Raw genomic sequence first — 13,203 nt, forward strand, 5'->3', positions numbered from 1 at the left:
ATGAAGCGCGATCCACCCTACCTGCGTCAGACGCTGCCCTGCGCACCCTCGAACCAGGCCAGCTTGTCACGCAGGGTGACCACTTCCCCGACTATCACCAGGGTGGGCGCATGCACTTCGTGCTGCGCCACCAGCTGCGGCAGGGTTTCCAGCGTGCCGGTGAAGACCCGCTGATTCTGCGTAGTGCCCTGCTGCACCAGCGCCGCGGGCGTTGCGCCCGAGCGGCCGTGCGCGATCAATTGCTCGCAGATGCCGGATAACCCGACCAGGCCCATGTAGAACACCAGCGTCTGCCCAGGCGCCACCAGATCCTTCCAGGGCAGGTTGCTGCTGCCATCCTTGAGATGACCGGCGACGAAACGCACCGACTGCGCATGGTCGCGATGGGTCAGCGGAATCCCGGCATAGGCCGCGCAACCGGAGGCCGCGGTAATACCCGGCACCACCTGGAACGGAATGTCCTCGGCAGCCAGCTGCTCGATCTCTTCGCCACCGCGGCCAAAGATGAACGGATCGCCCCCTTTCAGGCGCAGCACGCGCTTGCCCTGACGCGCCAGGTCGATCAGCAGCTGGTTGATCTGCTCCTGCGGTACGGCATGATCGGCGCGGCGCTTGCCGACGTAGATGCGCTCGGCATCGCGCCGGCACAGCTCGATGATGGCCGGTGCCACCAGGCGGTCGTAAAGCACCACATCGGCTTGCTGCATCAGGCGCAGGGCGCGAAAGGTCAGCAGATCGGGATCGCCCGGGCCGGCGCCGACCAGATAGACCTCGCCCAGCGCACGTGGCGCCGCACCGGCCAGACGTTCCTCCAGCAGGCGCTCGCCCTCTTCCGGCTTGCCGGCAAACACGCTCTCGGCGATCTGCCCCTGGAAGACGTCCTCCCAGAACACCCGGCGCTGCTGTACATCGGGAAACAGCTGCTTGACTCGCTCACGGAAGCGCTTACCCAGGTTGGCCAGCTGACCGTAGGTGGCCGGAATCCAGGTTTCGATCTTGGCGCGAATCAACCTGGCCAGCACCGGCGCATCGCCGCCGCTGCTGACTGCGACGATCAGCGGCGAGCGATCGACGATGGCCGGGAAGATCACACTGCACAGTGCCGGCGCGTCCACCACGTTGACCGGAATACCCTGCGCCTGAGCTTCGGCAGAAATACGCGCGTTGAGCGGCTCGTCATCGGTGGCAGCGATGACCAGGGCGACGCCCTGCAGATCACCGCTCACATAGCCACGCAGGAAACAACCTTCGTCCCCGGCCAGCTCCTGTAGTTCGCTACGAATCTCGGGCGCCACGACGCGCAGACGTGCTCCGGCATCGCTCAGCAGGCGTGCCTTGCGCAACGCGACCTCGCCACCACCGATCACCAGTACCGGGCGATCCTGCAGCTTGTGAAACAGCGGAAGGAATTGCATGAGTCGTGCCTCGTAAGCGGGATGTGAGCGGCTGGCTCGCAAGGTGCGATACGCGCCACTGATGGACGCCGATCCTGGGCGCGCCGTAATGACTGCGCCATCGCCAACCTGCCGCCCAAAAAACGGGGCGGCTACTGCCCCGTATCGTGCAAAACGATCAGACTTAGCCGATCACTTCGATGCCGCCCATATAGGGCTTGAGCACCTCGGGCACGCGAATGCTGCCGTCGGCCTGCTGGTAGTTCTCCAGCACGGCCACCAGGGTACGACCCACCGCCAGGCCGGAGCCGTTGAGGGTGTGCACCAGTTCCGGCTTGCCGGTTTCCGGGTTGCGGTAGCGCGCCTGCATGCGGCGCGCCTGGAAGTCGCCACAGTTGGAGCACGAGGAAATCTCGCGGTACTTGTCCTGGCTCGGCACCCAGACTTCCAAGTCGTAGGTCTTCACTGCGGAAAAGCCCATGTCGCCGGTGCACAGCGCCAGCTTGCGGTACGGCAGCTCAAGCAGTTGCAGCACGCGCTCGGCGTTGGCAGTCATACCCTCCAGCGCCTCGAAGGACTTGGACGGCTCGACGATCTGCACCATCTCCACCTTGTCGAACTGGTGCTGGCGGATCATGCCGCGGGTGTCGCGGCCGGAGGCACCCGCCTCGCTGCGGAAGCACGGGGTATGGGCGACGAACTTCAGCGGCAGTTGCTTGGCATCGATAATTTCGCCGGCGACGATATTGGTCAGCGAGACTTCGGCAGTCGGGATCAGGTACAGATCGGCCTGGTCTTCACGACGGATCTTGAACAGGTCTTCCTCGAACTTCGGCAGCTGGCCGGTGCCCTGCAGTGCCGGGGCCTGCACCAGATAAGGCGTGTAGGCCTCTTCGTAGCCGTGCTCGCCGGTGTGCAGGTTGATCATGAACTGCGCCAGGGCGCGATGCAGGCGGGCGATGGGGCCGCGTAACAAGGCGAAGCGGGCGCCGGACAGTTTGGCGGCGGTTTCGAAGTCCAGCCAGCCGTGTTGCTCGCCCAGGGCGACGTGGTCCTTGATTTCGAAATCGAAGCTGCGCGGGGTGCCCCAGCGCGCCACCTCGACGTTGCCGTCCTCATCCGCGCCGACCGGCACGGACTCGTGCGGCAGGTTGGGGATGTTCAGCAGCAGGTTGTCCAGCTCGTTCTGGATGGCGTCCAGCTCACGCTTGCCGGCTTCCAGGTCGCTGCCCATCTGGTCGACTTCCGCCAGCAAGGGCGCGATATCTTCACCGCGCGCCTTGGCCTGGCCGATGGACTTGGAACGGCTGTTGCGCTCGGCCTGCAGTTGCTCGGTGCGCACCTGCACCGACTTGCGCTGACTCTCCAGGGCCTCGAAGCGAGCGACATCGAGGGCGAAGCCACGGGTAGCGAGGCGTTCGGCGATTTCGGAGAGTTGCGTGCGGACGAGTTTGGAATCGAGCATGTTCGGGTCTCAAGACAACGGCGAAATGGTGATGGCCAGCACTGTGGCGCGGGTTGTGGAGTGTAAAGCCTTAGCAGGCTGTTGAAAAACCACCTGCGCTCTTTTCAACAGCCTGCCGCAGGTCAGGCAGCCAAACGAGCCAGGCTCAAACCTGCCCAGGCCGCCAGCAGGCCGCCGATGATGCTGAATGCCAGGTAGCCGAGGGCTTCGGCGGCGCGACCACCCTCCAGCAGCTTCATGATTTCCAGGCTGAAGGATGAAAAGGTGGTGAAACCGCCGAGCACGCCGGTGATCAGCCCGGTGCGCAGCTCCAGGGGCAAGTCGCTGCGCGTCAGAAACAAGCCGGACAGCAGGCCGATCAACAGGCAACCCAGGACATTGACGGCAAGGGTCCCAAGATAGAAGTGCCGCGGCCAGTTGCCGGCGACCCAGCTGGAAACCAGAAACCGCATGACCGAGCCAACCGCACCCCCTGCGGCTACGGCAAGCGCCACTCGGATCATGGTTTCCGCCTCTGCCTGGCGCTTGCGGCATCCAGATTGCGCAAATGCTGCAGCTTGTCGCGAATCTTCAGCTCCAGGCCGCGTGGCACTGGATCGTAGTACTGACGCGGCTGCAGAGTCTCGGGGAAGTAATCCTCGCCCGCAGCGTAGGCATCCGGCTCGTCATGGGCATAGCGGTACTCATCGCCATAGCCGAGCTGCTTCATCAGCTTGGTCGGGGCATTGCGCAGGTGCAGCGGCACCTCCTGCGAGCCCTGCTCGGCAGCATCACGCATCGCTGCCTTGAAGGCCGTGTACACCGCATTGCTTTTCGGCGCGCAGGCCAGGTAGACGATGGCTTGCGCGACGGCCAGCTCGCCTTCCGGACTGCCGAGGCGCTCCTGCACGTCCCAGGCATTGAGGCACAGGGTCAGGGCACGCGGATCGGCGTTGCCGATATCCTCGCTGGCCATGCGCACCACACGCCGGGCGATATAGAGCGGGTCGCAGCCGCCGTCAAGCATGCGCGCGTACCAGTAAAGCGCGCCGTCCGGGCTGGAGCCACGCACCGATTTGTGCAGCGCGGATATCTGGTCATAAAAGGCCTCGCCGCCCTTGTCGAAACGACGGCGGCTATCACCGAGCAGATTCTGCAGCAGTTCGACGCCGATCTCGCCATCGTCTTCCGCCAGGTCGGCGGCATTCTCGAGAAAGTTGAGCAGACGGCGACCATCGCCATCGGCGGCAGCCAGAAGGATCTGAAAAGCCTCGTCCGGCAGGTTGAGATGGCGATCGCCCAATCCTTTCGGATCGGTCAAGGCGCGATTGATCAGCTTGCGCATCGCCGCCTCGTCCAGGCTCTTGAGCACGTAGACGCGGGCGCGCGACAGCAGCGCGTTGTTCAACTCGAACGAGGGATTCTCGGTGGTGGCACCGATGAAAATCAGCGTGCCGTCTTCAACGTAAGGCAGGAATGCGTCCTGCTGGCTCTTATTGAAACGATGCACCTCGTCAACGAAGAGGATGGTGCGACGGCCGTACTGCGCTGCATGCTGCTGAGCCACCTCGACAGCCTGACGGATTTCCTTCACACCGGACAAAACGGCGGAAATGGTTTCGAAATGGGCATCGGTGACCTTGGCCAGCAGACGTGCCAGGGTGGTTTTGCCCACACCGGGCGGCCCCCAGAAGATCATCGAGTGCAGGGCGCCCTGCTCCAGCGCCTCACGCAGCGGTTTGCCCGGCCCCAGCACGTGCTCCTGCCCGACGTATTCATCCAGACTGGTAGCACGCAGACGCGCAGCCAGGGGCTGCGCGACGGGTTGACGACCGAACAGATCCACGCGCTACTCCTGGATGACGTCCGCGCCTTCCGGGATGTCGAAGGTGAACTGGCCGTCATCGACCGGCTCGTTCATCTTCACATTGAGGAACAGGATGTTGGTGCGCTGGCCAATGCTGTCGATCAGCTGCATGTCATTGAGCACGCGGTTACGGAAAGACAGGCGCAAGCTGTCGAACAGGCTGTCCTTGGCCTTGGGCTTGAGGATGAAGTCGACCACGCTGCCACCTTCCTTGTAGTCGATCTCGAAGTTCTCGCGGATCTGCGACACATCGCCGGAGAGCAACAAGGCCGGGGTGTGGGTCAGGCGTTGATCGAGGGTCTGGATGGTCACCTGCTCCAGATCCGGGTCGTACAGCCAGACCTTTTCGCCATTGGACACCAGCAACTGCTCCATCGGCTGGTCGGTATGCCAGCGGAACAGGCCAGGGCGCTTGAGTACCAGCTCGCCGGCGGTTTCCTGCAGCTGGGTGCCGCTGGCATCCAGGGTCAGCTGGGAAAAACGGGCGTTGATCGTTTGCGCCTGGTTGAGCAGTTCGGTCAGGCGTTTGGTGGCCGCCTCTTCGTCAGCCTGGGCGGTTAGCAGGGTAAAGCTCAGAGCAGCCAGCAACAGCAGGCGAATAACACGCATATAAACCCCTTGAGTCCGTATGAGAATGACGGGGCGACTCCGCACCCCGCACTGCTCGGCAGCGTCTGAGCTGCCGTGAATCCTGTAGACCGCCGATCGGGCGGTTTATCCGCGATCAGTCGCGCGATGAGCCGGGCGCGAGCACCTCGCGCGAACCGTTGGTATTCATCGAGCTGACCACGCCGGCCATTTCCATCGCTTCGATCATGCGCGCGGCGCGGTTGTAGCCGATCTTCAGCTTGCGCTGCACCGCGGAAATGGAGGCGCGGCGGCTTTCGAGCACGAAATTGACCGCCTCGTCGTACAGCGGGTCTTCCTCGCTGCCCTCACCGCCTTCGCCACCGCCACCTTCGAAGCCGCTGCCGCTCTCCTCCACGCCGGCGAGGATGTCCTCGATGTAATCCGGCGCACCGCGCTGCTTCCACGCCTCGACCACGCGATGCACCTCATCGTCAGAGACGAAGGCGCCATGCACGCGAATCGGCAGGCCCGTGCCGGGCGGCAAATAGAGCATGTCACCGTGACCAAGTAGCTGCTCGGCGCCGCCCTGATCGAGGATGGTGCGCGAGTCGATCTTGCTCGATACCTGGAAGGCCATACGGGTGGGGATGTTGGCCTTGATCAGACCGGTGATCACGTCCACCGATGGGCGCTGGGTGGCGAGGATCAGGTGGATACCGGCGGCACGGGCCTTCTGCGCGATACGTGCGATCAGTTCTTCGACCTTCTTGCCGACGATCATCATCATGTCGGCAAATTCGTCGACGACCACGACGATGGTAGGCAGCGTTTTCAGGTGCGGTGGCTCGTCGTCCATGGACTCGCGCTTGTAGAGCGGGTCATGCAACGGCGTGCCGGCCTCGATGGCGTCCTTTACCTTACGGTTGAAGCCCGCCAGGTTACGCACGCCCATGGCCGCCATCAGCTTGTAGCGGCGCTCCATCTCGGCAACCGACCAGCGCAGCGCGTTGGCCGCCTCCTTCATGTCGGTGACTACCGGGCACAGCAAATGCGGGATGCCTTCGTAGATCGACAGCTCGAGCATCTTCGGGTCGATCATGATCATCCGCGCCTCTTCCGGCGTGGACTTGAACAGGACCGACAGGATCATCGCGTTGACCCCCACCGACTTACCGGAGCCGGTGGTACCGGCTACCAGCAGGTGCGGCATCTTGGCCAGGTCGGCGATGACCGGGCGACCGCCGATATCGTGACCCAGCGCCAGGGTCACCGGCGACTTGGCATCGTCATACTCGCTCGAAGACAGCACCTCGGAGAAGCGCACGATCTGCCGGTCCTCGTTGGGAACTTCGATACCCACGGTGGTCTTGCCGGGAATCACCTCGACCACGCGCACGCTGACCATGGCCATCGAACGCGCCAGGTCCTTGGCCAGGTTGGAGATGCGGCTGACCTTCACCCCGGCAGCGGGCTGAATTTCGAAACGGGTAATCACCGGGCCGGGATGCACGGACTCGACCACCACGTCGACACCGAACTCCTTGAGCTTGATCTCCAGCAGGCGCGACATGGCCTCCAGCGACTCGGGCGAGAACTGCTTCTGCTTTTTCTCCGCGACGTCGAGGATGGAGATCGGCGGCAGGCTGCCTTCGACAGCAGTATCGACGAACAGCGGCGCCTGTTTTTCCTTGAGCACACGCTTGCTCGGCTCGGCCGCCTTGGGCGGTGCCGGTGGGGTGATCACTGGAGCCGGGCGTTTCTCGCGCTCGCTCATGTGCTTGCTCAGCGACTCTTCGCGTTCGATCAGGCGTTCCTTGACCTTGGCCTGTTCACGGCGGTCGGACACCACCGGTGCAGCCACCTCGGTGACCCGTTCGTCCAGCTCGCGCAGCTGGATTTTCATCTGCTTGCGCTCGTTGCGGGCGTTCCACCAACCGGTGATGGCGCCGTGAATCAGCTCGATCAGATCGAGGGTGATCTTGCCCGTCAGGTCCATTACACGGAACCAGGACAGGTCGGTGAATACGGTCAGCCCGAACAGGAACAGCGCCAGGAACAGCAGCGTGCTGCCCTCGATATTGAGCGCATCCTTCGCCAGCTCACCCAGGCTCGCGCCCAGCATGCCGCCGCCGGAGCCTTGCATTCCGGCAGCCGGATCGAAGTGGATGTGCGCCAATACGGCGCCGGAAAGAATCAGGAAAACCAGGCCGATGCTGTGCCAGGAAAACAGCCAGCCATTCCAGTGCCAGGGTTGATTGCGGGTGCGGAAGACCTGCCACGTCTTGGCAGCCAGCAAGAGCGGGAAGATATAGGCGAAGTAACCCAGAGCACCGAACAGCGCGCTGGACAGCCAGGCGCCAATGCTGCCGCCGGCATTGATGATACGCTCGACCTGGACGCTGTTGTCCCAGGCCGGATCGGCAATGTTGTAGGTCAACAGCGCCATCAGCAAGTACAGGCACATCGCACCCAGGGCGATCAATGCGCCTTCCTTCAGTCGATACTGAAGTTTCTGGCGCCAATCGGTGATCTGGGTGGTGGAATTCTTCAAAACAGCCATTTCCTGCGCCCCTGGCGCGTCCATCTGATGGTTAACCGCACAAGCGGCCTATTGTAGGGTCAGCCTGACGAGTAGGCCAATCAGCGCGCTCCCGCACCTACCCTGCTTCGGTGTAGCATAGCCGCCAGCAGCTTCCATGCGGCTCAATTGGAGCACGCATTCTCTTTTGTGACAAAGGCTTATGGGGTTTTTTTATGAGCGAAGTCAAGCATTCCCGCCTGATCATCCTGGGATCCGGCCCCGCCGGTTACAGCGCAGCGGTTTACGCCGCGCGCGCCAATCTCAAACCCGTCGTGATCACCGGCATCCAGCCTGGCGGCCAGCTCACCACCACCACCGAAGTGGACAACTGGCCGGGTGACGTCGAAGGCCTCACCGGCCCGGCGCTGATGGAGCGCATGCAGAAGCACGCAGAGCGTTTCGACACCGAGATCATCTACGACCACATTCATACCGCCGAGTTGCAAAGCCGCCCTTTCGTGCTCAAGGGCGATAGCGGCACCTACAGCTGCGACGCGCTGATCATCGCCACCGGCGCCAGTGCCCAGTATCTCGGCCTGCCGTCGGAAGAAGCCTTCTCCGGCAAGGGCGTTTCGGCCTGCGCCACTTGCGACGGTTTCTTCTATCGCAACCAGGTGGTCGCCGTGATCGGCGGCGGCAATACCGCCGTTGAAGAAGCGCTGTATCTGTCGAACATCGCCAAGGAAGTGCACCTGGTGCACCGCCGCGACAAGCTACGCTCAGAAAAGATCCTCCAGGACAAGCTGTTCGACAAGGTCGAGAACGGCAACATGCGCCTGCACTGGAATCACACCCTCGACGAAGTGCTGGGCGACCAGAGCGGCGTGACCGGCGTACGCCTGAAGAGCACCCTCGATGGCAGCACCAAGGAACTGGACCTGGCCGGCGTGTTCATCGCCATCGGTCACAAGCCCAATACCGAGCTGTTCGTCGGTCAGCTGGACATGCATGACGGCTACCTGAATATCAAGGGCGGCAGCGAAGGCAATGCCACCGCCACCAGCATCGAGGGTGTATTTGCCGCTGGCGACGTGGCCGATCACGTCTACCGCCAGGCCATCACCTCGGCTGGTGCCGGCTGCATGGCCGCACTGGACGTCGAGAAGTTCCTCGAAGACCATTGATACCCGGGGCGGACGACGTCCGCCCTCCCCTCTTCGGGCTCTGACGAATGCTGACCTGGCTGCAACGCGATTCACTGGATTTCCCATCCCTGAGCAAAGCCATGCGCGAGCCAAATGGCCTGCTCGCGGCCGGCGGTGATCTCAGCGCAACGCGTCTGGTACAGGCTTACCGCCACGGCTGCTTTCCCTGGTTTCAGGACGGACAGCCGATTCTCTGGTGGTCGCCAGATCCCCGAACCGTTCTCTTTCCCGATGAGCTGCACGTCTCCCGCAGCCTCGCCAAGCTGCTGCGACAGCAACGCTACCGAGTCACCTTCGACCAGGATTTCTCAGGCGTCATAGGCGCATGCGCCGAGCCGCGCGCTTACGCCGACGGCACCTGGATCACTCGCGAAATGAGGGACGCGTACCAGCAGTTGCACGAGCGCGGCATCGCTCATTCTGTCGAAGTCTGGCAGGAGGACGAGCTGGTTGGCGGACTCTACGGCCTGGCCATGGGCCAGCTGTTCTTCGGCGAGTCCATGTTCAGCCGCGCCGACAATGCGTCGAAGGTCGGTTTCGCCACTCTGGTAGGCAAGCTGCAGCAATGGGGCTTCGTGCTCATCGACTGCCAGATGCCCACCCAACACCTGCACAGCTTCGGCGCCAGAGCCATACCGCGCGCCCGTTTTGCCGAGTATCTGCAGCGCCATCTCGACCTGCCCAGCCGAGCTGACTGGCTCGCCTAGTCGAGCGGCCAAGGCTGACATACACTCTTAGTCAGGCTTTTTCGAGATTTCGCCATGACCGAGCTGGCCCGCCTGAAGTTCTACGCCACTCAACCTCATCCATGCAGCTATCTGCCGGAAGAACAGGCCACCACCCTGTTCCTCGACCCCAGTCAGCCCATGGATGTGCTGGTCTATGCAGAACTGTCGGAGCTGGGCTTTCGACGCAGCGGCGATCACCTCTACCGCCCGCATTGCCAGCATTGCACCGCCTGTATCCCGGCGCGAATCCCGGCCGCGCGTTTCACGCCCAACCGGCAACAGCGACGCATCCTCAAGCGCAATGAGGACATCGTCGTTCGCTGCGTACGCCCGGCATTCACTGAGGAGTATTACGACCTCTACATGCGCTACATCGAGCAGCGCCACGCCGACGGTGACATGTATCCACCCAGCCGAGATCAGTTTTCCACTTTCCTGGTGCGCGACCTGCCCTTCTCGCGCTTCTACGAATTCCGTCTACAGGACCGCCTGGTGGGGATTGCCGTTACCGACCTTCTGCCGAACGGCCTGTCGGCGGTCTATACCTTCTACGATCCGGCGGAAGAACGCCGCAGCCTGGGCCGCTTCGCCATTCTCTGGCAGATTGGCGAGACCGCGCGCCTGGGGCTGGGCGCGGTGTATCTCGGCTACTGGATTAAGAACTGCCGCAAGATGAACTACAAGACTCAATATCGCCCGATCGAACTCTTCGTCAATCAGCGCTGGACCCTCCTTACCTAGCCCTGCCAACACCGTCCGGTCAGCTCAACAATCCAAGCCCCTTGGCGCAGCCCCCTGTTTTCGGGCACAATGCACGCCGCTTTTGCCTGGCGCCAGTTGCACCGGGCCATTTCCTGGATACCGAGGGCTTTACTGCATGTCGAAAGAAGACAGCTTCGAAATGGAAGGCACTGTCGTCGACACCCTGCCCAACACCATGTTCCGCGTGGAGTTGGAAAACGGGCACGTCGTTACCGCGCACATCTCCGGCAAGATGCGCAAGAACTACATCCGCATTCTCACTGGTGACAAGGTGCGCGTTGAGCTGACGCCTTATGACTTGAGCAAGGGCCGCATTACCTACCGCGCCCGTTAAGCCAAGCACCAAACGAAAACGCCCGGCCTATGCCGGGCGTTTTCGTTGACTCACCGAAAGCCACGGCTTTCAGTGAGCGACCATTCGATCAGGCGACCTCCGCCGCCGTCTCGAACTCGAAGCTGGGTTCGCCATCCTTGATGTCGACGTGCACGACGCCACCATGCTCGGCCAGTTCGCCGAAGAGGATTTCCTCCGCCAGCGGACGTTTGATCTTGTCCTGGATCAAACGCGCCATCGGTCGCGCGCCCATCATCACGTCGTAGCCACGCTCGGCCAGCCAGCCGCGCGCCGCGTCGCTGACTTCCAGCGTGACACGCTTGTCTTCAAGCTGCGCCTGCAGCTCCGTGAGGAACTTGTCGACGATGCTCTTGATAACCTCATGACTCAGGCGGCCGAACTGGATGATGGTATCCAGGCGGTTACGGAACTCCGGCGTGAAGCTCTTCTTGATGACTTCCATGGCATCGGTGGAGTGATCCTGCTGAGTGAAACCGATCGATGCACGCGAGGCGGTTTCCGCACCGGCGTTGGTGGTCATGATCAGGATCACGTTGCGGAAGTCTGCCTTGCGCCCGTTGTTGTCGGTCAGCGTGCCGTGGTCCATCACTTGCAGCAGCAGATTGAAGACCTCCGGGTGCGCCTTCTCGATCTCATCGAGCAGCAGCACGCAATGCGGCTGCTTGGTGATCGCCTCGGTCAGCAAACCGCCCTGATCGAAACCGACGTACCCGGGCGGCGCCCCGATCAGACGCGACACGGTATGGCGCTCCATGTACTCGGACATATCGAAGCGCACCAACTCGATGCCCATGGCCTTGGCCAGCTGCCGCGCCGCCTCGGTCTTGCCCACACCGGTAGGGCCGGCGAAGAGGAAGGAACCGACCGGCTTGTCCGGCGCCTTGAGGCCGGCACGCGACAGCTTGATCGCGGTTGCAAGCGAATCGATGGCTGCGTCCTGACCGAATACGGTGAGTTTCAGATCCCGCTCCAGATTGCGCAGCAACTCCTTGTCGGAGCTGGAAACGTGTTTCGGGGGAATCCGTGCGATCTTGGCAACGATGTCCTCGACCTGCGCGACATCGATACGCGCCACGCGCTTGTCTTCCGGCTGCAGGCGCTGGTAGGCGCCAGCCTCGTCGATCACATCGATGGCCTTGTCCGGCATGTGCCGGTCGTTGATGTAACGCGCAGCCAGCTCGGCCGCTGCACGCAGGGCCTCGTCGCTGTACTCGATGTGGTGGTGCTGCTCGAAGCGCGCCTTGAGCCCCTTGAGAATGCCGACAGTGTCCTCTACCGAAGGCTCGACCACGTCCACCTTCTGGAAGCGCCGTGCCAGCGCACGGTCCTTCTCGAAGATGCCACGGAATTCCTGGAAGGTGGTGGAGCCGATGCAGCGAATCTCACCAGACGACAGCATCGGCTTGAGCAGGTTGGAGGCATCCATGACTCCGCCCGAAGCCGCCCCCGCACCGATGATGGTGTGAATCTCGTCGATGAAAAGGATGGCATGCGGCCGCTTGCGCAACTCGTTGAGCAGCGCCTTGAGACGCTTCTCGAAGTCGCCGCGATACTTGGTGCCGGCCAGCAATGCGCCGAGATCCAGCGAGTACACGACACTGTCGGCGAGCAGATCAGGCACCTGCTCGTCGACGATGCGCTTGGCCAGGCCTTCGGCGATAGCGGTCTTGCCGACCCCGGCCTCACCTACCAGCAATGGGTTGTTCTTGCGCCGGCGAGCGAGAATCTGCGCGACGCGCTCGACCTCGTGCTCGCGCCCGACCAGCGGGTCGATACGCCCCTGGCGGGCCAGATCGTTGAGGTTGCTGGCATAGGCGTCCAGCGGATTGCCGGAAGTGGAAGACTCGCCGCCTTCCTCATCCTGCATGTCCTGATCGTTTTCGTGCTGTTCGCCATGCCCCGGCACCTTGGAGATACCATGGGCAATGTAGTTGACCACGTCGATACGGGCGACGCTCTGCTGCTTGAGCAGGAACACCGCCTGGCTTTCCTGCTCGCTGAAGATCGCCACCAGCACGTTGGCGCCGGTCACTTCACGCTTGCCGGAGCTCTGCACGTGGAAGACCGCACGCTGCAGCACACGCTGGAAACCCAGAGTCGGCTGGGTTTCGCGGTCTTCGTCGTGCTGAGGAATCAATGGTGTGGTGGAGTCGATAAACTCCTGCAGATCATGGCGCAGCTTGTCGAGGTTGGCCCCACAAGCCCGTAGCACACTGGCGGCCGCCTCGTTGTCCAGCAAGGCGAGCAGCAGATGCTCGACCGTCATGAACTCATGACGCTTGGCACGGGCCTCCTTGAAAGCCAGATTGAGGGTGACTTCGAGCTCTCGATTCAACATAGCTTCACCTCATACCCAA

Annotated in this window: 11 protein-coding genes; 4 read left to right on the forward strand and 7 right to left on the reverse strand. The window is 62.6% G+C overall.

Going from position 1 to position 13,203, the window contains the following annotated elements:
• Positions 1–26: 26 nt before the first annotated feature.
• The 6 genes from cysG to ftsK form a co-directional block, all read right to left on the reverse strand.
• Positions 27–1,415: a siroheme synthase CysG gene (gene cysG, locus DXK50_RS20185; protein WP_212631532.1), complete on the reverse strand. Its 1,389-nt coding sequence runs from the start codon at positions 1,413–1,415 to the stop codon at positions 27–29.
• A 163-nt stretch (positions 1,416–1,578) separates the two neighbouring features.
• Positions 1,579–2,859 (reverse strand): serine--tRNA ligase, encoded by a 1,281-nt coding sequence (serS, locus tag DXK50_RS20190; RefSeq protein ID WP_212631533.1) that lies wholly within the window; start codon positions 2,857–2,859, stop codon positions 1,579–1,581.
• A gap of 122 nt (positions 2,860–2,981) precedes the next feature.
• Positions 2,982–3,362: a fluoride efflux transporter CrcB gene (crcB, locus tag DXK50_RS20195; RefSeq protein WP_212631534.1), complete on the reverse strand. Its 381-nt coding sequence runs from the start codon at positions 3,360–3,362 to the stop codon at positions 2,982–2,984.
• The gene (locus DXK50_RS20200; RefSeq protein ID WP_212631535.1) at positions 3,359–4,684 is read right to left on the reverse strand and encodes a replication-associated recombination protein A; all 1,326 of its coding nucleotides are present in this window, start codon (positions 4,682–4,684) and stop codon (positions 3,359–3,361) included. The genes crcB and DXK50_RS20200 overlap by 4 nt, the downstream gene beginning before the upstream one ends.
• Before the next feature lie 3 nt (positions 4,685–4,687).
• Positions 4,688–5,314 (reverse strand): outer membrane lipoprotein periplasmic chaperone LolA, encoded by a 627-nt coding sequence (lolA, locus tag DXK50_RS20205; RefSeq protein ID WP_212631536.1) that lies wholly within the window; start codon positions 5,312–5,314, stop codon positions 4,688–4,690.
• A gap of 115 nt (positions 5,315–5,429) precedes the next feature.
• Positions 5,430–7,835, reverse strand: coding sequence for a DNA translocase FtsK (gene ftsK / locus DXK50_RS20210; protein WP_461818886.1), 2,406 nt, complete (start codon positions 7,833–7,835; stop codon positions 5,430–5,432).
• A gap of 194 nt (positions 7,836–8,029) precedes the next feature.
• Here ftsK and trxB point away from each other — a divergent pair, with 194 nt between their 5' ends.
• The 4 genes from trxB (at position 8,030) to infA (ending at position 10,825) form a co-directional block, all read left to right on the forward strand.
• Complete coding sequence (gene trxB / locus DXK50_RS20215) at positions 8,030–8,980, forward strand: thioredoxin-disulfide reductase (protein ID WP_212631538.1); 951 nt, start codon at positions 8,030–8,032, stop codon at positions 8,978–8,980.
• 47 nt (positions 8,981–9,027) lie between these two features.
• Positions 9,028–9,708 carry a leucyl/phenylalanyl-tRNA--protein transferase gene (gene aat / locus DXK50_RS20220; protein WP_212631539.1) on the forward strand — a complete coding sequence of 227 codons (681 nt, stop codon included), beginning with the start codon at positions 9,028–9,030 and terminating at the stop codon, positions 9,706–9,708.
• Between the two features lie 54 nt (positions 9,709–9,762).
• Complete coding sequence (locus DXK50_RS20225; protein WP_161866789.1) at positions 9,763–10,470, forward strand: arginyltransferase; 708 nt, start codon at positions 9,763–9,765, stop codon at positions 10,468–10,470.
• A 136-nt stretch (positions 10,471–10,606) separates the two neighbouring features.
• Positions 10,607–10,825 (forward strand): translation initiation factor IF-1, encoded by a 219-nt coding sequence (gene infA / locus DXK50_RS20230; RefSeq protein ID WP_002553999.1) that lies wholly within the window; start codon positions 10,607–10,609, stop codon positions 10,823–10,825.
• 88 nt (positions 10,826–10,913) lie between these two features.
• Here infA and clpA read toward each other — a convergent pair whose 3' ends face one another.
• A complete protein-coding gene (gene clpA, locus DXK50_RS20235) occupies positions 10,914–13,184 on the reverse strand; it encodes an ATP-dependent Clp protease ATP-binding subunit ClpA (protein WP_161897949.1) in 2,271 nt (756 codons plus the stop codon).
• Positions 13,185–13,203 lie beyond the last annotated feature (19 nt).

The sequence above is a fragment of the Pseudomonas sp. KB-10 genome (genome assembly GCF_018221585.1).
Classification (GTDB): Bacteria; Pseudomonadota; Gammaproteobacteria; order Pseudomonadales; family Pseudomonadaceae; genus Aquipseudomonas; species Aquipseudomonas yangonensis.

What these genes read in the sequence shown, in the direction of transcription:
- lolA (WP_212631536.1), bottom strand. Translation starts at nt 5,314, where the DNA reads ATGCGTGTTATTCGCCTGCTGTTGCTGGCTGCTCTGAGCTTTACCCTG.
- trxB (WP_212631538.1), top strand. Translation starts at nt 8,030, where the DNA reads ATGAGCGAAGTCAAGCATTCCCGCCTGATCATCCTGGGATCCGGCCCC.
- crcB (WP_212631534.1), bottom strand. Translation starts at nt 3,362, where the DNA reads ATGATCCGAGTGGCGCTTGCCGTAGCCGCAGGGGGTGCGGTTGGCTCG.
- ftsK (WP_461818886.1), bottom strand. Translation starts at nt 7,835, where the DNA reads ATGGCTGTTTTGAAGAATTCCACCACCCAGATCACCGATTGGCGCCAG.
- aat (WP_212631539.1), top strand. Translation starts at nt 9,028, where the DNA reads ATGCTGACCTGGCTGCAACGCGATTCACTGGATTTCCCATCCCTGAGC.
- DXK50_RS20225 (WP_161866789.1), top strand. Translation starts at nt 9,763, where the DNA reads ATGACCGAGCTGGCCCGCCTGAAGTTCTACGCCACTCAACCTCATCCA.
- serS (WP_212631533.1), bottom strand. Translation starts at nt 2,859, where the DNA reads ATGCTCGATTCCAAACTCGTCCGCACGCAACTCTCCGAAATCGCCGAA.
- infA (WP_002553999.1), top strand. Translation starts at nt 10,607, where the DNA reads ATGTCGAAAGAAGACAGCTTCGAAATGGAAGGCACTGTCGTCGACACC.
- clpA (WP_161897949.1), bottom strand. Translation starts at nt 13,184, where the DNA reads ATGTTGAATCGAGAGCTCGAAGTCACCCTCAATCTGGCTTTCAAGGAG.
- cysG (WP_212631532.1), bottom strand. Translation starts at nt 1,415, where the DNA reads ATGCAATTCCTTCCGCTGTTTCACAAGCTGCAGGATCGCCCGGTACTG.